The sequence below is a fragment of the Micrococcus endophyticus genome (assembly GCF_014205115.1).
In the GTDB taxonomy this organism is placed as follows: domain Bacteria; phylum Actinomycetota; class Actinomycetes; order Actinomycetales; family Micrococcaceae; genus Micrococcus; species Micrococcus endophyticus.
The window spans coordinates 1,006,510-1,029,019 of sequence record NZ_JACHMW010000001.1 but is presented as its reverse complement, the minus strand read 5'-3'; the positions used below and the strand labels follow the sequence as shown (position 1 = coordinate 1,029,019).

Below are 22,510 nucleotides of genomic sequence, written 5' to 3'. Positions count from 1 at the left end.
CCGGCCGCCTCCGCAGGGGAGGCGGCCGGCCGATGCCGGGCCGGGGAGCGACTCAGCGCCCCCGGGACGGACGGGTCAGGCGTCGCCGCCCGCGTTGCCGGTGGTGCCGGCGTTCACGTCGTCCAGGCGGTACTTCTCGTGGGCCTTCGCGGCGGTGCCCTTCTCCACGGAGCCCTCCTCCTCGAGGAGCTGCAGGGCGCGGACCACCATCGAGTGGGAGTCGATGAGGAAGTACCGGCGCGCCGCCGAACGGGTGTCGGCGAAGCCGAACTCGTCGGCGCCCAGGGCCGCGAACCGGTTCGGGATGAACGGGCGGATCTGGTTCGTCCACGAGGTGGCGAAGTCCGAGGTGGCCACCACGGGGCCCTCGGCGCCCTCGAGCTTCTGGGTCACGTACGGCACGCGCGGGGCGGCCGACGGGTCCTTGAGGGCGTCCTTCTCCGCCGCGACGGCGTCGCGGTACAGCTCGTTGTACGAGGTCACCGACCACACGGACGCGTTCACGCCCCACTCCTCGGCGAGGATGCCCTGCGCCTCCACGGCCCACGGCAGCGAGACGCCGGAGCCCATCAGCTGGACCTTCGGGCCGTCGCCCTGCCCCTCGGAGAGGCGGTAGATGCCCTTGAGCAGGCCCTCCACGTCCAGGTCCTCGGGCTCGTCGATGTGGTGGATCGGCTCGTTGTAGACCGTGAGGTAGTAGATGACGTTGCGGACGTCCTCGCCGCGGTCGTGCTCGCCGTACATGTCCTCGAAGCCCTGACGCACGATGTGCGCGATCTCGTAGGAGTACGCCGGGTCGTAGTGCTTCACGGCCGGGTTGGTGCCCGCGATCACGGGGGAGTGGCCGTCCATGTGCTGGGTGCCCTCGCCCGCGAGCGTGGTGCGGCCCGCCGTCGCGCCGATCATGAAGCCGCGCGCGAGCTGGTCGCCGGCGGCCCAGACGTTGTCGGCCGTCCGCTGGAACCCGAACATCGAGTAGAAGATGTAGACGGGGATCATCGGCTCGCCGTGGGTGGAGTACGCCGTGCCCACCGCGTTGAAGGCGGCGGTGGCGCCGTCCTCGTTGATGCCGACGTGGTAGATCTTCCCCTGCGGCGACTCCTTGTAGGACAGGAAGAGGTCGCGGTCCACGGACAGGTAGTTCTGGCCCTTGGGGTTGTAGATCTTCGCCGTCGGGAAGAACGAGTCCATGCCGAAGGTGCGGGCCTCGTCCGGGATGATCGGCACGATGCGCGAGCCCATGTTCTTGTCCCGCATCAGGTCCTTGAGCAGCCGGACGAACGCCATGGTGGTGGCCGCCTGCTGCTTGCCCGAGCCCTTGCGCGCCTGCTTGTAGGCGGCCTCCGGGGGTACCGGGATGCTGTGGTGCTTCGCCCGACGCTCGGGGACGAAGCCGCCGAGCTCCTTGCGCCGCTCCATCAGGTACTTGATCTCCGGGGCGTCCTGGCCCGGGTGGTAGTACGGGATGTCGTAGGGGTCGCGCTCGATCTGCTCGTCCGTGACGGGGATGCGGTGGCGGTCGCGGAACACCTTGATGTCCTCGACCGTCATCTTCTTCATCTGGTGGGTCGCGTTGCGGCCCTCGAAGGACTTGCCCAGGCCGTAGCCCTTGATGGTGTGCGCGAGGATCACGGTGGGCTGGCCCTTGTGCTCCATGGCGGACTTGTAGGCGGCGTAGACCTTGCGGTAGTCGTGGCCGCCGCGCTTCAGGCCCCAGATCTCGTCGTCGCTCATGTCCGCCACCATCTCCTTGGTGGCGGAGGAGCGGCCGAAGAAGTGGTCGCGGACGAAGCCGCCGGACTCGGCCTTGTAGGTCTGGTAGTCGCCGTCGAGCGTCTCGTTCATGATGCGCACGAGCTCGCCCTCGTCGTCGGCCTCGAGCAGCGGATCCCACTCGCGGCCCCACAGGACCTTGATGACGTTCCAGCCGGCGCCGCGGAAGTAGGACTCCAGCTCCTGGACGATCTTGCCGTTGCCACGCACCGGGCCGTCGAGGCGCTGCAGGTTGCAGTTGATGACGAAGGTCAGGTTGTCGAGCTTGTCGTTGGCCGCCACGTGCAGCTGGCCGCGCGACTCGGGCTCGTCCATCTCGCCGTCGCCGAGGAACGCCCAGACGTGCTGGTCGGAGGTGTCCTTGATCCCGTGGTTGTGCAGGTACCGGTTGGTCTGCGCCTGGAAGATCGCGTTCATCGGGCCCAGGCCCATGGACACGGTGGGGAACTGCCAGAAGTCCGGCATCATCCGCGGGTGCGGGTAGGAGGACAGGGCGTGGCCCTGGCGGGACTTCTCCTGGCGGAAGCCGTCCAGGTCCTCCTCGGTGAGGCGGCCCTCGAGGAACGCGCGGGCGTAGTTGCCCGGGGAGGAGTGGCCCTGGAAGAAGATGTGGTCGCCGCCGCCGGGGTGGTCCTGGCCGCGGAAGAAGTGGTTCAGGCCCACCTCGTAGAGGGTCGCCTGGCCGGCGTACGAGGAGATGTGGCCGCCGACGCCGATGCCCTCCTTCTGGGCGCGCTGCACGATGGCCGCGGCGTTCCAGCGCAGGTAGTTGCGGTAGCGGCGCTCGAGCTCCTCGTCGCCGGGGTACTCGGGCTCCTGGTCGGCGGGGATCGTGTTGACGTAGTCCGTGGTGGTGACCATCGGCACGCCCACGGACTTCGCCCCCGCGCGCTGGAGCAGCGAGCGCATGATGAACTGCGCGCGCTCGGTGCCCCGCTCTTCGATGAGCCCGTCGAGCGACTCGATCCACTCGGCGGTCTCCTGCGGATCCTTGTCCGGGAACTGATGGGTCAGGCCGCTGAGGATCTGGGAACTCTCTTCGGCTGCGCTCACGGTGCCTCCTGGCTGTCGTGCGGAGGGGTGCTCCGCGGTGTGCTGCGGGGCAGACGGTCCGGTCCGACCCCGCGACGCCGGGCCGGGCGGTGGCCCGGGGAGTGCGTCTGTTCGGGACCACAGTAGTCGGGGCGGGCCTCTCGCGCGCGAGACGACGTCCCGGGTCGCGGGCGCCCACGGCGTATGGTGGGGCCATCACCCGCTCGACGGCGCGGGCCGCAGTGCCCGCCCACCATCAAGGAGGACCGGACACTATGGAGGCAGGGTCGACGCCGACCTCGACGGACAGCGCGCTCCTGGCGGAGCTCGCCCTCGCGCAGGGCGACCTCGTGCAGGAGTGGGGGTACGACGACGACGTCGACTTCAGCTTCCGCGACGGCCTGGAGGACGCCCTCGGCGAGGAGCTGCTGACCGAGGAGGACCAGGAGCCGGCGGACGCCGTCCTGTACTGGTGGCGCGCCGAGGACGGCGACGTCACGGACCTCGCGGACGCGCTCGTGGACGCCCAGCGCTCCCTGGACTCCGGCCCCGTGTGGTTGATGACCCCGCGCAAGGGCCGGGCCGGGCACGTGAACCCGGCGGACGTGCAGGAGGCCGCCGGCACCGCGGGCCTGCATGCCACGACCGGCGCGGGCGTCTCCGAGGACTGGGCGGCCCAGCGGCTCGTGCAGAAGCGCGGTGGCTGACGACCCGTGCAGAAGCGCGGTGGCTGACGACCCGCGCAGAAGCGCGGTGGCTGACGACCCGCGCAGAAGCGCGGTGGCTGACGACCCGCGCAGAAGCGCGGTGGCTGAGGACCCGCGCAGAAGCGCGGTGGCCGAGGAGCCCGGTGCCGTCCCCGCCCTGCGGGACGACCGTGGCCAGGACTGGCCCTGGCCGCCGACCCGCGGGCCCGAGGACGCGGCCGCGCCGTGGGCCACGTGGCTCGTCCTCCTGCCCGGCGCGTTCACCCCGGTGTGCACCGGCGAGCTGGGCTGGCTGGGGGAGCTGGCCACGGACCTCGCCGCCGACGGCGTGGCGGTGCGGGTCCTCGCCTGCGACGCGGGCCCCGTGCTGCGTCGGGTCCGCGAGGAGCTGGGACTGCCCGAGGATCTGGTCCTGCTCTCCGACTTCTGGCCGCACGGCGCGGCCTGCGCGGCGCTGGACGCGTTCGACGCGGCGTCCGGCCGCGCCCGCCGCGTGTCCGTGCTGCTGGACGCGGACGGCGTCGAGGCCGCTCGGGTGACGGCCGCCCCGGGCTGGCCGCGCTCGCGGACGGAGCACGAGGCGGCGACGCGCGCCCTGCTCGGCGACCGGTAGCCTGGACCCTCACCGGGACCCATAGCTCAGTTGGTCAGAGCACCGCGTTTACACCGCGGGTGTCGGCGGTTCGAGTCCGTCTGGGTCCACCCCCGCCCTGAGCCGGGCCGTCGCTGAGAAAGCGGCGGTCCGGCTCACGGCCTTCCTGTGGGCTCGTTCCGCCCCCGCCGCTGTCATTCCTGCCGCCGGTCCGTCCCCGGCCCCACCCCGGCCGGATCCCCCTCCTCGAACCCGTGGGATCGACGGAATCGGTCGAGACCGACGGAACGGCCGTCGATCCGGGCCGTTTCCGTCGATCCGCCGGAAACAGCGGCGCAGCCGCACCGGTCCCCGGGCCCTCGAGCGCCCATCCCTGCGGCGGCGTCGCCGGCTCGTCACGGGCGGGGCTTCCCGGCCAGCCCGGATGGCAGACTCAGCACATGACGACCCCCGCGCCGACGAGCCGCAGCGACTGGGCCGCGTACAACGCCGCGCAGGCCGGCCGGGGCCGGATCCGGCCGCTCACGGCCCGGGCCGTCGACGCCCTCGCCGCCGATGCCGACCTCCGCGCCCGCCACGCCGTCGAGCTCGGGTGCGGGGCCGGCGTCGAGGCGCGCCACCTGCTGGCCCTGGGCCTGACCGTGAGCACCATCGACGCAGACCCGAGCATCGCCCCCGCCATGGCGGCCCTCGCCGCCGGGGGAGCCCTGGACCATCGCACGGGGCGCATCGAGGACTGGGACCCCCTGCCCGCCGCGGACCTGGTGCTCGCCAACGCCGCCCTGCCCTTCGTCCCGCGGCACGCCTTCGACGCCGTGTGGTCCCGCATCCGTGCCGCCCTGGTGCCGGGCGGCGTCCTCGCCGTCGACCTCTTCGGGGCGGAGGACGACTGGTCCTCGGACGCCGGGACCTACCTGACCCGCCCCGAGGTGGAGGACCTCCTGCGAGGCCTGGAGGTCGTGGAGCTGACCGAGCGGTCCGAGCGCGGCCCCGCGTTCTCCGGACCGAAGCACTGGCACGTGTTCACCGTCCTCGCCCGCGCCCCGCGACGACCGTCCGACCACTCGCCCGTGTGAGACCCTGACCCCGTCATGAACGCACCCTCTGCGCCCCGCTCCTCGCCGCACCCCGCCCCGCCGCCGTCGCGCGGGGCGGAGGTCCGCACCGGCGTCCGCCTGTCCCTGGCCGCCGGGCTCGGCCTGTTCCCGCTGGGTGTGGCCTTCGGGATGCTCGTGGTCCAGGCCGGCCTGCCCGCGTGGGTGGCGCCGCTGTTCTCCGTGGTGGTGTTCGCCGGCTCCGTGGAGCTGCTGCTCGTCTCCCTCGCGGTGGCCGCCACGCCCCTGCTCACGATCGCGGTGACGGTGTTCCTCGTGAACTTCCGGCACGTGTTCTACGCGTTCAGCTTCCCGCTGCGCGTGGTCCGGCATCCGCTGGCCCGGCTGTACTCGATGGGCGCGCTGATCGACGAGGCCTACGCGATCGCCGCCTCCCACCCGCGCGGCTGGACCGCGCCGCGGCTGATCGCCCTGCAGGTCGCGCTGCACGCCTACTGGGTGCTCGGCGGGCTCGCGGGCGTCGCGGTGGCCTGGCTGCTGCCGGGCCCGGTGGAGGGGCTCGAGTTCGCGCTCGTCGCCCTGTTCATCGTCCTGGCCCTGGACGCGGCCCGCACCCGCCGCCAGGTGCCGCTGGTGCTGGTGGCCACGCTCGCCGTCGGGGTGGCGCTGCTGATCGCCCCGGGGCGTCTGCTCGTGGTGGCGTTCGCCCTCGACGCCGCGGCGCTCGTCGCCCTCCACCTGCTCGCCGCGCGCGGCGCGTCCCTGCCCCTGCCGGAGCCGACGCCCGTCACCGGCCCCGTGCCCGTGGTCCCCGGCCGCGGCGAGCCCGTGCCGGCCGCGGGGGAGGAGGCCCGATGAGCGGCGCCGCCTACCTCGTGGCCGCGGCCGTGGTCGCGGGCCTGGTCACCTTCGCCCTGCGTGCCCTGCCCTTCGCCCTGCTGCGGCCGCTGCGTGAGTCGGCCCTCGTGGCGCGCCTGGCCGTGTGGATGCCCGCCGGCGTGCTCACGATCCTCGCGCTCGTGATGCTGCTCGACGCCGCCGCCCTCGCCCCCGGCGCGCCCGTGGACGGCACCCGTGTGCTGCACGCGCTCGTCGCCGCCGCGGTGACCGTGGCGGTCCACCTGCTGGCCGGGCGCCGCACGCTGCTCTCGATCGCCGCCGGCACGTTGGCCTACGTCCTCCTGATTAATACCCCTTAATGTAGAATCTAATGATTGTATTTGAATGGAGTGGTTATGGGTATTTGTGTTTGCAGTCCCATTTCATGCCCGCTTATTTTAGCGCTTTGGCTCACGATTGCCACAATGTGCTGTGCCGCAGCGCTTAGATGGGATGTCGCGCATGAAGGTTGGGGCGACTTGCTGAGAGGCCGGGGAGTATTCGAGTTTCTTGGCCCTATGGACTGGAGTGCGCTGACGTCTGTTGCTTCATTGGCCGCGACCCTTGTTCTTCTCGTGATTACGTGGAAGTCTGTGGGAGTCAGCAAGTCGATGGCCGAGTCGGCGGTGGAGTCCGCAAGATTGTCTCGGCATTCTGTAGAAGCTACGAACGAAGCGTTGCGCCTTGAGATAGCGAACGTTGATATAGAGTTCGCCGCCGGAGCACTTGTGCTCAGTAGATCATGGGTGGACGAGTGGGTGCGCCCCTCTGTTTGGGTGGAGCCCGGGGAGCCAAGCTCGGAGCGAGTTGCACAAAACGACCTGGCGCTTTTCCTGGGCATCGGGTGCACCCATCGAGAGGTAACTGTGCATCACGTCAAGATAATCCGGCCTAACCGTGGGGATGCGGGTTATGTCTCACCCGTTATACATATGTATCCGGTACTGGCTGATTTTCATGGACGGCGCACCTTTCCCATGAAACTGGTTCCACGACTGGGTCTACTTGTGGCTGATACGCATCTGACCTTAAGAGAGTTGTCCGAGGAGGAGATATTCTTTCGTCTCCAGCGTCACATGGTGGTAGTTGGATATTCGATCACGGGCTATGGTCCGGTTGCTGAAAAAATTGCATACTGGGAGAACCGCCATATCGTGGAGAAGGGTGCGGCATACGGGCCGGGATCGGTCATTCCGCATCCAATGTGGGAAACTTACGACCCCCCCAGAGTAGCGGCCGTCGATGTGATCTAAGTGGCTCCTGCCTTGTGGACAGACGACGACGGATAGGCAGGCTCGCCCAGCCGCCCGGCCAACTGCCGCGTGGCCCGGGCCAGGCGGCGGCCATAGCCGGTGACCCCGCCGGCGAGCGTGCCCGCGTTGTACAGCGTCCCCGCCCGCTCGAGCCCGTCCGAGGAGAGGTCCCCGGCCGCGTGCTCGTGCAGGATGCGCAGGCCGAGGGTCAGGTTGTCCTCCGGTTCGGCCAGGTCGAGGCCCTCGGCGTCCGCGCGGTCGAAGAACGGCGGCCACGTGATCTGCGCCGGACCCACCCCGTTGGAGGTCTCCCCGGCCGCGACCCGGCGCCGCAGCTCGGCCACCCGCTCGCGCGTGACCGCCACCGGGGGTGCGCCGGGGGTCGCGAACACGCCGCCGCGGTCGCGGCCGAACACGTTGCGCCCGCCGGACTCGAGCTCCGCCAGCGCCGCGGCCACGGACACCGGCATGTCGGCCCGTCCGGCCGCCGCCACGATGGCCGGAGCGTTCTCCAGCCGGGCCGCGAGCACCTCGACGGCGCCGGAGGAGGAACGGGAGAACAGGTCGCGCAGCAGTCCCATCAATCCACCCTGGCAGATCGGGCCCGCGCGGGTGAGGACCCGGCGGCGCTGCGGTCCTCGTCCTGCCGGGTCTCGGTCCTGGGCGTGGGCGACCGCCCGGCGCTAGCGTGAGCGCACCGCCCCCGCCCGGCTTCCTCGGGCCCTGACCAGGACAAATGATGACCGAGTCGCGCCGCACCCGCCGCCCCGCACCCCGCCCCACCGGCCCGCTCAGCCCCGCGCTGCACCACCTCGAGCAGGCCCGTGCCCTGGATCCGGCCGTCGCCGCGGGCGACGCCCTCTCCTCGACCCTCGTGGCGGGCCCGGTCCGGCGCGCAGCCCTGCAGGGCGCCTGGCTGGGGCACGCCCTGCATCCGTTGCTGATCGAGGTGCCGATGGGCACCTGGATGAGCGCCACCGCCCTGGACCTGCTCGGCGGCGAGGACGCCCGCGGCGGCGCCACCCTGCTGACCGGCATCGGGCTCGCCTCCGCCGTCCCGGCCGCCGTCACCGGGTGGGCGGAGTACGCCTCGGCGGGCCGCCCCGAACGGCGCGTCGGCGTGGTGCACGCGGCCGGCAACGCGGCGGGCATGACGCTGCAGGCCGCCTCACTCGCCGCGCGGGTGGCCGGCCGGCACCGTCTGGGCGTTGCCCTCGGGCTGGGCGGCATGGGCGTTGCGGGCGCGGCGGCCTACCTGGGCGGCCACCTCGCCGCCGCCCGCAAGGTCGGCACGCACGACCCCACGTTCGGCGCCCGGCACGGTGCGTCCACCCCGCAGGACGCCCCCGCCCACTGAACGGGTCGCGGACCGAGCAGTAGGGTGGAGCGCATGTCCGCCACCCCCCTCGGCTTCTGGAAGCTCCCCGCCCGCCCCGACGGCGCCGCCCGTCACCTCGCCGTCATCACCGGCGGCGAGGCCAGGCAGACCATGCTGTTCCTGCAGGACGGGCAGTGGTCCATCCTCGGCCTCTTCCAGGACGAGCTGGCGGGCAAGGCGGCGGCCCGCACGCTCGACGCCCTGCTCCAGTCCGTCACCTGCCTGCGCATGGGCGGACGCGACGTCCTCGACGGCGCCGACACCCCGCGCCCCGGCGTCGAGTGGGCCGGCTACGACCGCGAGTTCGAGGAGGCCGACGTCGCCGAGTCCCGCGACGTGGAGCCGCGCGGCCGGATCTGGATTCTGCCCGTCACCGACGGCGCCACGGTGGGCCTGAAGCTGCCCGGCCACCGCCGGTACGACGACGCCGTCGCCCAGTTCGCCGACGTCGACGCGGCGCATGCCGCCGTCGCGGCGATCGACGAGCTCCTGGGCGTCGGCCCGCGCGGCTGAGCCGGCCGGCCCTCGCCGGCCCGGGGTCGTGACCGTTCGCCTCCCAGGGTTCACCTGCTGTTCACCCGGCTGCGCTGCCGGGCCAGGCTTCCTCATCCGCCGCGCGCCCATAATGGTGGGAAGAGCACAGGCCGCGGCCCGCCGCCGTCGTACCGAGGAGGGGGACGGACGGGCACGGTGACGCACCCAGTGAAGGAGACGGACCATGGAGCTGCTGCAGCCCGACGCCCCCCGCGAGAACCTCCGCGAGTTCATCGACAAGCTGCGCGACGGCGGCTACACCGTCTCGGACGGTCACACCAACGATCCCGACCTGATCGATCCGCAGGGCCGCGCCGTGGAGACGTGGAAGGAGGACTACCCGTACGAGACGCGCATGACGCGCGAGGAGTACGAGCTGGAGAAGTACCGCCTGCAGATCGAACTGCTCAAGCTGCAGTACTGGGGCGAGGACACCGGCCAGCGCCACATCATCGTGTTCGAGGGCCGCGACGCCGCCGGCAAGGGCGGCACCATCAAGCGCTTCACCGAGCACCTGAACCCCCGCACCGCCCGCGTCGTGGCCCTCAACAAGCCTTCGGACCGCGAGCTCGGCCAGTGGTACTTCCAGCGCTACATCCAGCACTTCCCCACGGCGGGCGAGATCGTGCTGTTCGACCGCTCGTGGTACAACCGCTCCGGCGTCGAACGGGTGATGGGCTTCTCCACGGACGAGCAGTACCGCCGCTTCATGAACCAGGTGCCGCTGTTCGAGAAGATGCTCGCGGACGACGGCATCCACCTCACCAAGTTCTGGTTCTCCGTCACCCAGACCGAGCAGCGCACGCGCTTCGCGATCCGTCAGATCGACCCGGTCCGCCAGTGGAAGCTCTCGCCCATGGACCTCGAGTCCCTGGACCGCTGGGAGGCGTACACGGAGGCCAAGGAGGCCATGTTCCTCCACACGGACACGGACCACGCCCCGTGGATCTCCATCCGCTCCAACGACAAGAAGCGGGCCCGCCTCAACGCGATGCGCTACTTCCTGTCCCAGTTCGAGTACGAGGGCAAGGACCACGAGGTCGTCGGCACCCCAGACCCGCTGATCGTGCGCCGCGGCCGCGACGCCGTGGGAGACTGACCGCGGTCGACGTAGGCTGGGGGCGGGTCCGTGTCCGGCACGGCCCGTCCCACCGTCCGAGCCACAGGAGGCCACCCGCGATGACCGAGCAGACCACCACCGTCCCCGTCGGCACGGCCGACATCGGCGTCACGGGCCTGGCGGTGATGGGCGCCAACCTCGCCCGCAACTTCGCCCGCCACGGCTACACGGTGGCCCTGCACAACCGCAGTCGGGCCCGCACGGACCAGCTTGTGGCCGAGCACGGCGACGAGGGCGCGTTCGTGGCGACGGAGACGCTCGCCGAGCTCGTGCAGTCCCTCGCCGTGCCGCGCCGGGTGCTCATCATGGTCAAGGCGGGCGCCCCCGTGGACGCCGTCATCGACCAGCTCGTCCCCCTGCTGGACGAGGGCGACATCGTCATCGATGCCGGCAACTCCCACTACGAGGACACCCGCCGCCGCGAGGCGGCCCTCGCCGAGAAGGGCCTGCACTTCGTGGGCGTCGGCGTCTCCGGCGGCGAGGAGGGTGCCCTGCACGGTCCGGCGATCATGCCCGGCGGTCCGGAGAAGTCCTACGAGGCTCTCGGCCCGATGCTCGAGAAGATCTCCGCTCAGTTCGAGGGGGAGCCGTGCTGCGCCTGGGTCGGCACGGACGGCGCCGGCCACTACGTGAAGATGGTCCACAACGGCATCGAGTACGCGGACATGCAGGTCATCGGCGAGGCCTACGACCTGCTGCGCCGCGTGGGCGGCCTCGAGCCCGCCGAGCAGGCCGAGGTGTTCACGGCGTGGAACCAGACCGACCTTGCCTCCTACCTCATCGAGATCACGGCCGAGGTGCTCGCCCAGGTGGACGCGGCCACGGGCCGCCCGCTCGTGGACGTGATCGTGGACGAGGCCGGGCAGAAGGGCACCGGCCGGTGGACCGCCATCTCGGGGCTCGACGTCGGCTCCCCGGTGGCAGCGATCGCCGAGTCCGTCTTCGCCCGCTCCCTGTCCTCCCAGCGCGAGGTGCGCGCCGCGGCGCGCGAGGTTCTGCAGGCCGGCGTGGACGAGGCCGCGGTCCCCGCGGTGACGGACACGGACGCATTCGTGGAGGATGTGCGCCAGGCGCTGTTCGCCTCCAAGCTCGTGGCCTACGCGCAGGGCATGGACATGCTCGCCGCCGCCGCCGAGGAGTACGGCTGGTCGCTGGACCTGGGCACCATCGCCTCGCTGTGGCGGGACGGCTGCATCATCCGCGCCGACCTGCTCGACGTGATCATGCAGGCCTTCGGCGGCCGGGACACCGCCCGCCACCCGGAGCCGGGCACGCGCGCCGAGGGCCAGCCGCTGAACCTGCTGTTCGCCCCCGAGTTCGCCCAGGCGATCGCCGAGGCCCTGCCGGCCTGGCGCCGCGTGGTGGGCGCCGCCGTCGCCGCCGGCGTCCCCGTGCCCGTGTTCTCCTCCGCCCTGGCCTACTACGACGGCCTGCGCGCCGACCGCCTGCCCGCCGCTCTCGTGCAGGGCCAGCGCGACTACTTCGGCGCGCACACCTACCTGCGCGTGGACCGCGAGGGCTCGTTCCACACGCTGTGGTCCGGCGACCGCACCGAGGTGGACGGCGAGGGCGTGCCCGTGGTCATGCCGCAGCCGGCCGAGGGCGACCCCACGCAGGACTGAGCCGGACCGCGCGGGGCCCTCACGGGCCCCGCGTGATCTGCGTCACGCCCCCTGTTACCCTCTGGCGCATGAGCCCTCTCACCTCCCCGTCCCTGTCCCGCCGCGGCGCCCTGGGCGTCCTCGCCTCCGCCGTCGCCCTGCCGCTCGTGGCCGCGCCCGCCGCGCAGGCGGCCGGCTCGATGCCCACCCCGTCCGACACCCCGCCGCTGGCCGCCATCCGCGACCTGGCGGACATGCTCCGCGAGCTGCGCAAGCTCGAGCGGACCTCCCGCGGCGCGATCCGCGTGGCCACCCTGGCGGAGGTCGGCACGGCCGAGGCGCACTCCGAGCAGGGTCGGGACCTCTACGTGGCGCTCGTCGGCCACGGCCCGCGCCACGTCTGGCTGCAGGGCCGGATCCACGGCAACGAGCCCTACGGCCTGGACGCGACCCTCGACGTCCTCGCCTCGCTGGGCGGCAACGGCTCCCCGGCCTACCGCCGGATGCGCGAGGAGTTCACCGTCCACGTGATCCCCATGTACAACCCGGACGGCTCCGAGGCGAACACCCGAGGCACCACCCTCTGGGACCGCGAGGCGGACGCGCCGCTGCTCGACGGCCGCGGGCGCCCGCGCACCGTGGACCTCAACCGCGACTGGGGCGTCGGCCGCTTCCAGGCGCGGGAGTCCCGCGCCTGGTACGAGTACTGGACCATGGTCAAGCCCGAGTTCGCCCTGGACATCCACCACCAGTGGCTCAAGCAGGACTGGGTCACGGGCGAGGACGTCACGCTGTCCCTCGGCGTCTCCCTCGCCCCCGGCGGACCGACCCTGCCGAGCATCCGCGGCGGCGAGTACGACCGCCTGGCACGTCAGCTCGCCGGCCACGTCTGGCTGGAGACCCTGCACCGCGGGCACATCAGCACGGACCGCTACGACGTCGGCGAGAACACGGTGATCGACATCCACGGCGGCGTCGTCTCCGCGATGATGATGGGCCTGGACTGGAACGGGCTGAACCCCACGGGGCACTCGAACGTCGCGATCTTCTTCGAGACGTCGGGAAACACGAACAGCCTCGGCCACAAGGCCCGCGGCAAGCTCGTCCAGCAGAACGTGCTGGCGGTGACGGCGGCCTTGGACGGCATGGCCACCGGCGCCGTGCAGCAGGTGGACCCGGCGGTGTGGGACCGGATCCCGCACACCCCGGTGAAGTACTACTCCACCGACTACGCCGGTCTCATCCCGGCCTGAGCCGGACCGCGCCCGGCTCTCCGGCCACGCAGAAGGCGGCCCTCCGCAGAGTCCTTCGACTCCGCGGAGGGCCGCCGTCCGTCGGCGGGGCGCGTCTCACGCGCCCCGCCGGCTCAGATCCACATGGCCGGGTCCACGTATTCGGCGGGGTCCACCAGGGGCTTGTCCTCCGCGGGGGAGCTGCGCAGCCGGTAGGTCGCCGGGATGCCGGTGGCGATGGCGTTCGCGGGGGTGTCCTTGACCACCACCGCGTTCGCGCCCACCGCCGAGCCCGCGCCGATCTCCACGGGGCCGAGGATCTTGGCGCCGGCCCCCACCACGACGCCGTCGCGCAGGGTGGGGTGCCGCTTGACCTTGGCCAGGGAGCGGCCGCCGAGCGTCACGCCGTGGTAGAGCATGACGTCGTCGCCGATCTCGGCGGTCTCGCCGATCACCACGCCCATGCCGTGGTCGATGAAGAACCGGCGGCCGATCGTGGCGCCTGGGTGGATCTCGATGCCCGTGGCGGCGCGGGTGGCCTGGGAGAGGATGCGCGCGGGCATCCGCAGGCGCTCGTGCCGCCACATCCGGTGGGCGATCCGGTGCGTCCACACGGCGTGCAGGCCCGAGTAGACGAGGGCGACCTCGAGGTCCCCGCGCGCGGCCGGGTCGTGGCTGCGGACGTTGTCCAGGTCTTCCTTGATGCGGGCGAGCAGTCCCACGGGCGGCCCCTTCGGGTCGAAGCGTTCGGTGCGGTCGGGCGCGGCGCTCAGCCGCGGATGTCCTCGAAGAGGGCGGTGGAGATGTAGCGCTCGCCGAAGTCGCAGACGACGGCGACGATCAGCTTGCCCTCGGACTCCGGCTTGGCGGCCTCCTTCAGGGCGGCGGAGACGATGGCGCCGGTGGAGATGCCGCCGAGGATGCCCTCCTGGGTGGCCAGGGTGCGCGACGTCTCGATGGACTCCTCGAGGGAGGCGGCGTAGACGTCGTCGTAGAGCTCGGTGTCGAGGATCTCGGGGACGAAGTTCGCGCCGATGCCCTGGATCTTGTGGGGGCCGGCCTGGCCGCCGGAGAGGATGGGGGAGTCGGCGGGCTCGACGGCGACGAGGCGGACGTCCGGCTTCTGCTCGCGCAGGTAGCGGCCGACGCCGGTGATGGTGCCGCCGGTGCCCACGCCCGCCACGAACACGTCCACGGCGCCCTCGGTGGCGTCCCAGATCTCGGGGCCGGTGCCGGTGTAGTGCGCCTGCACGTTGGCCTGGTTGGCGAACTGCCGCGCCCAGATCGAGTTGGGGGTGCCGGCCACGATCTGCTGCGCGCGCTCGAGGGCGCCGCGCATGCCGTCCGCGCCGGGGGTGAGGACGATCTCGGCGCCGAAGGCCTTGAGCATCACGCGGCGCTCGGTGGACATGGTCTCCGGCATGGTCAGGATGACCCGGTAGCCGCGGGCGGCGCCGACCATGGCCAGGGCGATGCCGGTGTTGCCGGAGGTGCCCTCCACAATGGTGCCGCCGGGGGTCAGCTCGCCGGAGGCCTCGGCGGCGTCCACGATCGCGGTGCCGATGCGGTCCTTCACGGAGTTGGCGGGGTTGTAGAACTCCACCTTGACGGCGACGTCGCCGGGCAGGTCCTTGGCGAGGCGGTTCAGGCGGACCAGCGGCGTGCCGCCGATGGCCTGGGTGATGTCGTCGAGGATGCGGGCCATGGTGTTACCTCCGGGGGTGGGGCGCCTCGGGGCGCGGGCGATCGGGTGGGTGTTCCTGTTTCAGGCTATCGAGCCGCGGCGCCGCTCAGGCGTCCACGAGCCACGCGGAGTAGTTCCGGCGCACCTTCGCGAGCTTCGGATCGATGACCACACGGCAGTATCCGTTGGAACGACGCCGCGCGTAGAAGTCCTGGTGAATATCCTCAGCCGGGTGCCACGCGGACGCCGGCTCGACGCGTGTGACGATGGGGCTGTCATAGTTCGCCTGTGCCCGGGCGATCTCGTCCGCGAAGAACCGGGCCTCGGCCTCGTCGTGGGCGAAGACGGCCGAGCGGTACTGGGTGCCGACGTCGGCCCCCTGGCGGTTCAACGACGTGGGGTCGTGGCCGGTGAAGAACAGGTCCATGATCACCTCGGGCGGCACGACGGCGGCGTCGAAGCGCACTCGGACCGCTTCGGCATGGCCGGTGGTCCCGGTGCACACGGACTCGTAGCTCGGGGCGGGGTCGTCGCCTCCGGTGTAGCCGGACTCGACGGCGAGCACGCCCCGCACGCGACGGTAGACGGCGTCGAGGCACCAGAAGCAGCCGCCGGCGAGCGTCAGCTCGCGGACGTCGGCGGGCGCGCCGGTGGGCTCGGTGCGGGGGGAGTCGGTCATGGCAGGCACAGCAACCGGCCCGGCGGATTTCATTCCCGACGACGGCGGGCGGCCCCGCGGGCGAGGTCGGCCGGGTCGTGCGCGCAGGGGAGGGGTGGTCCATCATGGCCGGTATGACCACGCCGCCCGCCGCCTCCTCCCCTCCGGACGCCGACCTCGCCCCGCCCACGCTGGCGCAGGTGCTCGAGGTCGTCCAGGAGCTGTGGCCGCGGGAGCTGGCGGAGTCCTGGGACGCCGTCGGCCCGGTGGCCGGGCGGGGCGAGGCGAGCGTGCGCAGCATCCTGTGGGCGGTGGACCCGGTGCAGACGGTGGCGGACGAGGCGGTCGCACGCGGCGTGGACCTGGTCGTCACCCATCATCCGCTGCTCCTGCGCGGGGCCAGCTCGGTGGCCGCGCTCGGCCACGGGGCCGCCGCCAAGGGGCGCCTGCTCCACACGCTGATCGAGCACCGCGTGGGCCTCGTGGCCGCACACACGAACGCCGACTCGGCCGTCGGCGGCGTCTCCGACGTGCTCGCCCGCGCGGTCGGCGTGAGCGTCGAGCTCGCGCCGCTGGTCCCGGCCGCCGGCGCGGACGGCGCGGAGGGCATCGGGCGCGTCGGCGAGCTCACCGAGGAGACCACCCTGGCCGCCTTCGCCCGCACCGTGCACGCCGCCCTGCCCGCCACGGCCGGCGGCGTCCGCGTGGCCGGGGACCCGGCCCAGCGGGTGCGCCGGGTGGCCGTCTGCGGGGGCGCCGGCGACAGCCTGTTCGACGCCGTCCGCGCGGCCGACGCCGACGTGTACGTCACCGCCGACCTGCGCCACCACCCGGCCTCGGAGGCCCGCGAGACCGCGGCCCTGACGGACGGGCGGCCCGCCCTCGTGGACGTGTCCCACTGGGCGAGCGAGTCGCTGTGGCTCGAGCACGGCGCCCGGGCGCTCGGCGACGCCCTGCGGGCGCGCGGGCTGCACGCCGACTCCCTGTTCTCCGACCACCGCAGCGACCCCTGGGACTTCCTCGTGGGGGGCGCGCCCGACGACGAGAGGAGCCGCCCGTGAGCGAGGTCACCGCACAGCCGGCCGTCCAGGCCCGACTGCTGGAGCTACAGGAGCTGGACACCGCCCTGGACCAGGCCCGGACGCAGATCCGCCGCCTCAAGGCCGACCCGGAGCACGCCCGCCTGCGTGCCCGGGCACAGGAGCTCGAGGACGCGCTGCCGGAGCTCGAGGACGCGGCGCGCACCGCGGACCGGGCCGGGGCCGAGGCCTCCGAGAAGGCCGCCGCCACGCGGGCCCGACGCGACCGCACCCGGGAGCGCCTCGAGGCGGGGCAGGGCGGGTCCAAGGAGCTGCAGGCCATGCAGCACGAGGACGACACGCTCACCGCCCTGCTCGACGAGCACGAGGGGGCCGCCCTCGAGGCCATGGAGGCCGCGGACGAGGCCGAGTCCCGCCTCGCCGCCGCCCGCCAGACCCTCGAGCAGGCGCGGGCCGAGGTCGACGCCCGGGCCGCCGAGGTGCGGCGCGAGGGCCAGGTGGTGACCCAGCGGGGCCGCGACCTCACCCAGCGCCGCACCGCGCTCGCGGCCGTCTTCCCCGCCCCGCTCCTGGCCCTCTACGAGAAGGCGCGGGAGCGCAACGGCGGCATCGGCGCCGCCCGCCTCGTGGGCCGACGCTCGCAGGCCTCCGGCACCGAGCTGTCCCCGGCGGACGTCGCCCGCATCGAGGCCCTGCCGCCGGCCGCCGTCGCGCGCTGCCCGGAGTCCGGGGCCATCCTCGTCCGCGGCTGAGACCGCCGCCGGGCACCGCGGGGGCCGCGGCCGGCCGGCCCCGCGGAGCTGCCGGAAGGCCCCCTGAGCGGTCGGTAGAGTGGTGGGCCGCGCCGCCCGGGCGCGGACCACGGACGCCGGAGCGCACCCCCGGCCCACGACCCACGAGGAGGCCCACGGTGAGCGGACGAGTCCTACAGGTGGAGGCCGACGGCGGCTCGCGCGGCAACCCCGGGGTGGCCGGGTACGGGGCGCTCGTGCGCGACCCGGACACCGGCGAGATCCTGATGACCGACGCCGCCCCGCTGGGCAGGGCGTCCAACAACGTGGCCGAGTACTCCGGCCTCGTGGCCGGGCTGCGGATGGCCCGCGACCTGGACCCCGAGGCCCGCGTGCACGTGCTCATGGACTCCAAGCTCGTGGTGGAGCAGATGTCCGGGCGCTGGAAGATCAAGCACGAGGACATGCGCCGGCTCGCCGCCGAGGCCCGGGCCGTGCTGCCCGCCGACCGCGTCACCTACGAGTGGATCCCGCGCAACCGCAACAAGGACGCCGACCGGCTCTCCAACGAGGCCATGGACGCCGGTGCCCGCGGCGGGCAGTGGGACGCCGGGGCCTCCGAGGTTCCCGTGAGCGCGCCCGCCGCACCGGCCCGCTCGGCGGCGGCCGGCCGGGCCGAGGAGTCCTCGGACGAGCCGGTGCTGGAGGCCGACGCGGACGCCCGCGCGGTCGAGGCGGAGGCCCCCGACGCCGACGGGCAGGACGCCGCCGCGCCGCAGGCGCCGACGCCTACGGGCCGGCTGCACCACGTGGAGGTGTGGGTGGCCGACCTGACCGCCGCCGAGGCGGGCCTGGGCTGGCTGCTCGGCGAGCTCGGCTACGTGCCCGGCGAGGGCTGGGCCGAGGGCCGCACCTACCAGGGCGCGGGAGAGTACATCGTGCTGGAGTCGGGCCCCGACGTCGTCGGCGGCGCGCACGAGCGCACCCGCCCCGGCCTGAACCACCTGGCGTTCCGCGCCGGCACCCGGGCCCGCGTCGACGAGCTCACCGCCGCCGCCCGGGAGCGCGGCTTCCGGCTGCTCTTCGCCGACCGCCACCCGCACGCCGGGGGCGCGGACCACTACGCCGCGTACCTCGAGGCTCCGGACGGCTTCGAGGTGGAGCTCGTCGCGGTCGAGGACTGAGTGGCTCAGGCCTCCGGCAGGACGACCCGCAGCGAGCCCGGCTTCGCGCCGCTCGGCGCGACGAGCTCGACGTCCCAGCGGCGGCCCTCGACGTCGCCGGCGCCGGCCGCCGCCACCACCTCCGCGGCCCGGTCCAGGGCGCCGGTCGCCCGGGCCCCGGCCTCGAGCAGCGCCCGGGCCACGAGGCCGCGCGTGTGCTTGGCGAAGTGGGAGACCACGGTGGGCTCCCCGCCGCGCAGCTGGAACACGTCCACCGTGGCGGTCCGCTCCGCCGGCGCCTTCCACATGGCCGCGTAGCCGCCGGAGCGGCAGTCGACGATCGGGTCGCCGTCGGCCTGCGCCACCGCGTCCAGCGCCGGGGCGAGCACGGGCCGCCAGTGCGCGGCCAGGCCGGGCAGCCCCGGCAGCCGGGCGCCCACCGAGAGCCGGTGCGCCGGGATCCGGTCCGCCAGCGCGGTGGCCCCGAACAGGGCCGAGAACACCAGGACCGCGTCGCGGGCGCGGCGCTTGGCGCCGGGGGAGAGGGAGGCGTGGTCGAGGGCGTCGAAGAGCACGCCCGTGAAGACCCGGTGCCCGGGGGCCGCCGGGGCCGTGGCCAGGGACGTGTTCGCGGCGACCTCCCCGGCCAGGGAGGCCCCGACCCCCAGCGTCTCGAGGGCGTCCGGTGCGGCGGATGCCTCGGCGAGGCGGGCGAGCAGGTCGCGGCGGGCCGCGGTGACGGCGTCGTGCTCGGCGAGGGCGAGGTCCTCCAGGCGCAGCGGGGCGCCGGAGCGGGGGGCGGTCTTGCCCTCGGAGGGTGGCAGCAGGATCAGCACCGGACCAGCCTAGTCAGGGCACGGACGGGGACGGGCCGCGCCTCGGCCCCCGGAACCTGGCACAGTGGTGGGGTCGGCCCGGGCCCTCCCCGCGCCCGCGCCGCAGCGCCGCCCGGGGCATTCCCCCGGGACCGGCCCTCCCGACCATCCGCCGTCCCCGACACCAGGAGCCGCCCCGTGATCACCACCATGAACGTGTTCGGCGTCGTGTTCCCCTTCGTGCTGGCGGTGATCGTGGTCGCCATGATCGTGGGGATCCGCTCCAGCGGACGGGAGCGCACCCAGGCCTCGGAGGTGGAGCTGCGCCTGCGCGAGCGCACCTTCACGGGGCAGGACCGGGTGACCCTCGAGTGGCCGCGGGACCGGCGCCGGCCCACCCCGGCGAAGGTCGTGGCCATCGCCGAGTCCTACGGCTACCGCCTCCTGGAGAAGAGGGAGCGCGACCACGTCATCGAGCTGGACTTCGAGCGCATCCGCGACGACGAGGGGTTCTGACCGGCGCCCGTCTGCGGGCCGCCGTCGGGCGAGGCCGGCGTCCAGGCGCCGCGGTCGCGGGCCGCGCGCAGGGCCTCCCAGCCGCCGGGGATGCCGGTGGGGTCCGTGCGCCCCTCGCCGTGGCGGGCCCCGGGCGGCTGCCACTCGCCGTGCATGATGACGGCCAGCCGCTCGCCCCACTCCTCGTCGAGGGCCACGAGCACCCGCACGAGGGCGTCGAGCTGGAACTGCGTGGGCGGGTGGCCGTGCTCGTTGGCGTCGAGGGCCACGCCGATCGTGTGGAGGTTGGCCATGTCGTCCGGGACGCCGGGGTTGCGCCCGAGCGTCCGCCGCGGCCAGGCGCCGTGGCCGGCCTGCCAGCCCGGCCCCGCCGCGATCAGGTAGAGCGCCTCGCGGCGTCCGATCAGCACGGCGTAGGTGTGGGCGCCCCGCGTGCCGTCCGCGTCCGCGGCGTGGCGCAGGGTGGGGGCGTCCTCGCCGCCGTCGAGGGCCGCCAGTGAGCCCAGGTCCGCCGGCCGTCCCGCGCGCGAGGCGAACTCCTCGTCGTCGGACTCGGTGGTGTGCAGGACCGTGCCCACGATCTCCCGGTAGCCGGCGGAGAAGCCCGAGCGGGTGCGCCAGCCGGGGACCGTGCGCACGGGCAGGCCGGTGGCCGCCAGGGCCCGCTCGAGGCCGGTGAGCATCGGGACGGCCATGGGGGACTCCTGGTGGGGGCGGGACGTGGGGTGGGACGGATCAGCTGTAAGCCGGGTTCTGTGCCCCGCGCGCGTTGCCCCGCGCGGGGTGACGGCCATCCATCTGGGCCCGCCATTGCTGACGGGCTCGAGCGGCCAACCCGGACGCTGGGGCGAGCAGCCCTCGTGACGCGTCCTGTTCGGCCTTGCACCGGATGGGGTTTACCTAGCCGGCCCCGTCACCGAGGCCGCTGGTGGTCTCTTACACCACCCTTTCACCCTCACCCCCGCGCGGACGCGGGGGCGGTCTTCTCTCTGTGGCACTGGCCCGCGGGTCGCCCCGGGTGGGCGTTGCCCACCATCCTGCTCTGCGGTGCCCGGACTTTCCTCGCACCCTCCGTGAAGGGGGCACGCGGCCGTCCGCTGATCCGTCCCGGCCGACCATTCTACGCACCGGCTCCCACGACGGCCGCGGAGCGCCCCGCTCGCATAGGATGGACACCGTCCGCCGACGACGAGGTCGGGGGACGGGCCTGCCCGGACGGGCCCCAGGTCTCAAGGAAGGACTCGCGTGGCAGACACCGCCTCGACCCAGACCCCCGAGTGGAACACGCAGCAGGAGCTCGCGGAGAGGATGGTGCCCCTGCTGGGCAGCCTGTACCGGGAGAACAACGTGGTCACCTCGATCTACGGGCGCTCCCTCGTGAACCGCGGCGTGATCGACATCATCAAGGCCCACCGCTACGCCCGCCGCGTCCAGGACGCGCCGCTGAGCGTGGCGGCCACCTACCCGCTGGTCGAGGCCATGGCCGCCATGGACCTGGGCGCCGCGAACGTGGACCTCGCCGAGCTGGCCGCGCGCCATAAGGAGTCCGGCCAGGACGTGCAGGCCTTCCTCGACGCCGAGCTGGCCGAGGTCAAGGGCAAGGGCGGCGAGGGCCTGGGCGAGCCCCAGGACGTCGTCCTCTACGGCTTCGGCCGCATCGGCCGCCTGCTGGCCCGCATCCTGCTCGACCACGCCGGCGGCGGCTCCAAGCTGCGCCTGCGCGCCGTCGTCGTGCGCAAGAACTCCGAGGACGACCTCGTCAAGCGCGCCTCCCTGCTGCGCCGCGACTCCATCCACGGCCCGTTCGACGGCACCATCGTGGTGGACGAGGACCGCAACGTCATCACCGCCAACGGCACCGAGATCCAGGTCATCTACTCGAACGACCCCACCACCGTGGACTACACCGCCCACGGCATCAAGGACGCCCTGGTCATCGACAACACGGGCCGCTGGCGCGACGACGAGGGCCTCTCCCAGCACCTGCAGGCGAAGGGTGTCAAGAAGGTCCTGCTCACCGCCCCGGGCAAGGGCGAGATGAAGAACATCGTGTTCGGTGTGAACTCGGACGACATCACCCCCGAGGACACCATCGTCTCCGCCGCCTCCTGCACCACCAACGGCATCACCCCGGTGCTCAAGGTCATCCAGGACGACTACGGGATCGACCACGGCCACGTGGAGACCGTGCACGCCTACACCAACGACCAGAACCTGACGGACAACTTCCACAAGGGCTCCCGTCGCGGCCGCTCCGCCGGCCTGAACATGGTGCTCACCGAGACCGGCGCCGCCAAGGCCGTGGCCAAGGCCCTGCCCGAGCTCAAGGGCAAGCTCTCCGGCAACGCCATCCGCGTCCCCACCCCGGACGTGTCCATGGCGATCCTGAACCTCGAGCTGAACAAGGCCACCTCGGTGGAGGAGCTCAACGCCCGCCTCAAGCAGGAGTCCCTTACCGGTGTGCTGCGCGGCCAGGTCGGCTACGTGGACTCCCCGGAGGTCGTGTCCACCGACTTCGTCGGCTCGGACCGCGCCGGCGTGGTGGACGGCCTCGCCACCCTCGTGAACAACGACGGCAAGAACGCCATCCTCTACGTCTGGTACGACAACGAGTACGGCTACTCGCACCAGGTGGTGCGCGTGGTGGAGAAGATGGCGGGCCAGCAGGTCCCCACCTTCCCGAAGGCCTGACCCGCCGATGACCGACGGCCCGTCCCCGCAGAGGGGACGGGCCGTCGTCGTGTGCC

The 22,510-nt window shown here is 73.1% G+C and carries 22 protein-coding genes, 1 tRNA gene and 1 other RNA gene; 16 read left to right on the top strand and 8 right to left on the bottom strand.

Features of this window, described 5'->3' with window-relative positions; genetic code table 11:
- Positions 1-75: 75 nt before the first annotated feature.
- Positions 76-2,826 (bottom strand): pyruvate dehydrogenase (acetyl-transferring), homodimeric type, encoded by a 2,751-nt coding sequence (aceE, locus tag HDA33_RS04685; protein ID WP_184171429.1) that lies wholly within the window; start codon positions 2,824-2,826, stop codon positions 76-78.
- A 254-nt stretch (positions 2,827-3,080) separates the two neighbouring features.
- Between aceE and HDA33_RS04680 the strand changes: the two genes are divergently transcribed.
- The 6 genes from HDA33_RS04680 to HDA33_RS04655 all read left to right on the top strand — a co-directional run bounded on the left by HDA33_RS04680 (position 3,081) and on the right by HDA33_RS04655 (position 6,358).
- Positions 3,081-3,512: a DUF3052 domain-containing protein gene (locus tag HDA33_RS04680; protein ID WP_184171427.1), complete on the top strand. Its 432-nt coding sequence runs from the start codon at positions 3,081-3,083 to the stop codon at positions 3,510-3,512.
- Positions 3,513-3,612: 100 nt separating this feature from the next.
- Positions 3,613-4,125 (top strand): redoxin domain-containing protein, encoded by a 513-nt coding sequence (locus HDA33_RS04675; protein ID WP_338104251.1) that lies wholly within the window; start codon positions 3,613-3,615, stop codon positions 4,123-4,125.
- Between the two features lie 15 nt (positions 4,126-4,140).
- Positions 4,141-4,214 (top strand) — tRNA-Val (locus HDA33_RS04670).
- A 330-nt stretch (positions 4,215-4,544) separates the two neighbouring features.
- Positions 4,545-5,180 carry a class I SAM-dependent methyltransferase gene (locus tag HDA33_RS04665; protein WP_184171425.1) on the top strand — a complete coding sequence of 212 codons (636 nt, stop codon included), beginning with the start codon at positions 4,545-4,547 and terminating at the stop codon, positions 5,178-5,180.
- Between the two features lie 15 nt (positions 5,181-5,195).
- Positions 5,196-6,017, top strand: a complete 822-nt coding sequence (locus HDA33_RS04660) for an AzlC family ABC transporter permease (RefSeq protein ID WP_184171424.1) — start codon at positions 5,196-5,198, stop codon at positions 6,015-6,017.
- Positions 6,014-6,358, top strand: coding sequence for an AzlD domain-containing protein (locus HDA33_RS04655; RefSeq protein ID WP_184171423.1), 345 nt, complete (start codon positions 6,014-6,016; stop codon positions 6,356-6,358). The genes HDA33_RS04660 and HDA33_RS04655 overlap by 4 nt, the downstream gene beginning before the upstream one ends.
- A gap of 929 nt (positions 6,359-7,287) precedes the next feature.
- Here HDA33_RS04655 and HDA33_RS04650 read toward each other — a convergent pair.
- On the bottom strand, positions 7,288-7,872 hold the full coding sequence (locus HDA33_RS04650; RefSeq protein WP_184171422.1) for a hypothetical protein: 585 nt from the start codon (positions 7,870-7,872) through the stop codon (positions 7,288-7,290).
- A gap of 158 nt (positions 7,873-8,030) precedes the next feature.
- On the opposite strand from HDA33_RS04650, the gene HDA33_RS04645 reads away from it, so the two are divergent.
- The 5 genes from HDA33_RS04645 (at position 8,031) to HDA33_RS04625 (ending at position 13,177) form a co-directional block, all read left to right on the top strand.
- The gene (locus tag HDA33_RS04645) at positions 8,031-8,648 is read left to right on the top strand and encodes a DUF2231 domain-containing protein (protein ID WP_184171421.1); all 618 of its coding nucleotides are present in this window, start codon (positions 8,031-8,033) and stop codon (positions 8,646-8,648) included.
- 33 nt (positions 8,649-8,681) lie between these two features.
- Entirely contained in the window at positions 8,682-9,182 is a 501-nt protein-coding gene (locus HDA33_RS04640; protein ID WP_184171420.1) for a hypothetical protein, read from the top strand.
- 205 nt (positions 9,183-9,387) lie between these two features.
- Positions 9,388-10,302: a polyphosphate kinase 2 gene (gene ppk2, locus HDA33_RS04635; RefSeq protein ID WP_158492588.1), complete on the top strand. Its 915-nt coding sequence runs from the start codon at positions 9,388-9,390 to the stop codon at positions 10,300-10,302.
- A gap of 80 nt (positions 10,303-10,382) precedes the next feature.
- Positions 10,383-11,945 (top strand): NADP-dependent phosphogluconate dehydrogenase, encoded by a 1,563-nt coding sequence (gene gndA, locus HDA33_RS04630; RefSeq protein WP_184171419.1) that lies wholly within the window; start codon positions 10,383-10,385, stop codon positions 11,943-11,945.
- A 68-nt stretch (positions 11,946-12,013) separates the two neighbouring features.
- Positions 12,014-13,177 carry a M14 family zinc carboxypeptidase gene (locus tag HDA33_RS04625; protein ID WP_184171416.1) on the top strand — a complete coding sequence of 388 codons (1,164 nt, stop codon included), beginning with the start codon at positions 12,014-12,016 and terminating at the stop codon, positions 13,175-13,177.
- Between the two features lie 113 nt (positions 13,178-13,290).
- On the opposite strand, the gene epsC is transcribed toward HDA33_RS04625, so the two are convergent.
- The 3 genes from epsC to msrA all read right to left on the bottom strand — a co-directional run bounded on the left by epsC (position 13,291) and on the right by msrA (position 15,519).
- A complete protein-coding gene (gene epsC, locus HDA33_RS04620) occupies positions 13,291-13,878 on the bottom strand; it encodes a serine O-acetyltransferase EpsC (RefSeq protein WP_184171414.1) in 588 nt (195 codons plus the stop codon).
- 47 nt (positions 13,879-13,925) lie between these two features.
- Positions 13,926-14,861 carry a cysteine synthase A gene (gene cysK / locus HDA33_RS04615; RefSeq protein WP_184171411.1) on the bottom strand — a complete coding sequence of 312 codons (936 nt, stop codon included), beginning with the start codon at positions 14,859-14,861 and terminating at the stop codon, positions 13,926-13,928.
- A gap of 85 nt (positions 14,862-14,946) precedes the next feature.
- The gene (msrA, locus tag HDA33_RS04610) at positions 14,947-15,519 is read right to left on the bottom strand and encodes a peptide-methionine (S)-S-oxide reductase MsrA (protein ID WP_184171407.1); all 573 of its coding nucleotides are present in this window, start codon (positions 15,517-15,519) and stop codon (positions 14,947-14,949) included.
- A 113-nt stretch (positions 15,520-15,632) separates the two neighbouring features.
- On the opposite strand from msrA, the gene HDA33_RS04605 reads away from it, so the two are divergent.
- The 3 genes from HDA33_RS04605 to HDA33_RS04595 all read left to right on the top strand — a co-directional run bounded on the left by HDA33_RS04605 (position 15,633) and on the right by HDA33_RS04595 (position 18,453).
- Complete coding sequence (locus tag HDA33_RS04605; RefSeq protein ID WP_184171404.1) at positions 15,633-16,559, top strand: Nif3-like dinuclear metal center hexameric protein; 927 nt, start codon at positions 15,633-15,635, stop codon at positions 16,557-16,559.
- Positions 16,556-17,290: a CT398-like coiled coil hairpin domain-containing protein gene (locus HDA33_RS04600; protein WP_184171401.1), complete on the top strand. Its 735-nt coding sequence runs from the start codon at positions 16,556-16,558 to the stop codon at positions 17,288-17,290. Before HDA33_RS04605 ends, HDA33_RS04600 begins: the two co-directional genes overlap by 4 nt.
- A gap of 158 nt (positions 17,291-17,448) precedes the next feature.
- Positions 17,449-18,453 carry a reverse transcriptase-like protein gene (locus HDA33_RS04595; protein WP_184171398.1) on the top strand — a complete coding sequence of 335 codons (1,005 nt, stop codon included), beginning with the start codon at positions 17,449-17,451 and terminating at the stop codon, positions 18,451-18,453.
- A gap of 5 nt (positions 18,454-18,458) precedes the next feature.
- Here HDA33_RS04595 and HDA33_RS04590 read toward each other — a convergent pair whose 3' ends face one another.
- The gene (locus HDA33_RS04590; RefSeq protein ID WP_184171395.1) at positions 18,459-19,268 is read right to left on the bottom strand and encodes a peroxide stress protein YaaA; all 810 of its coding nucleotides are present in this window, start codon (positions 19,266-19,268) and stop codon (positions 18,459-18,461) included.
- Positions 19,269-19,445: 177 nt separating this feature from the next.
- On the opposite strand from HDA33_RS04590, the gene HDA33_RS04585 reads away from it, so the two are divergent.
- On the top strand, positions 19,446-19,763 hold the full coding sequence (locus HDA33_RS04585; protein ID WP_338104250.1) for a hypothetical protein: 318 nt from the start codon (positions 19,446-19,448) through the stop codon (positions 19,761-19,763).
- Here HDA33_RS04585 and HDA33_RS04580 read toward each other — a convergent pair.
- Together HDA33_RS04580 and rnpB are read right to left on the bottom strand one after the other, a co-directional pair.
- Positions 19,682-20,458, bottom strand: a complete 777-nt coding sequence (locus tag HDA33_RS04580) for an N-acetylmuramoyl-L-alanine amidase (protein ID WP_184171392.1) — start codon at positions 20,456-20,458, stop codon at positions 19,682-19,684. The two genes, HDA33_RS04585 and HDA33_RS04580, sit on opposite strands and share 82 nt — an antisense overlap.
- Positions 20,459-20,489: 31 nt before the next feature.
- Positions 20,490-20,869: RNase P RNA component class A (rnpB, locus tag HDA33_RS04575), an RNA gene on the bottom strand.
- 139 nt (positions 20,870-21,008) lie between these two features.
- On the opposite strand from rnpB, the gene HDA33_RS04570 reads away from it, so the two are divergent.
- On the top strand, positions 21,009-22,454 hold the full coding sequence (locus HDA33_RS04570) for a glyceraldehyde-3-phosphate dehydrogenase (RefSeq protein WP_184171389.1): 1,446 nt from the start codon (positions 21,009-21,011) through the stop codon (positions 22,452-22,454).
- Positions 22,455-22,510: the final 56 nt, after the last annotated feature.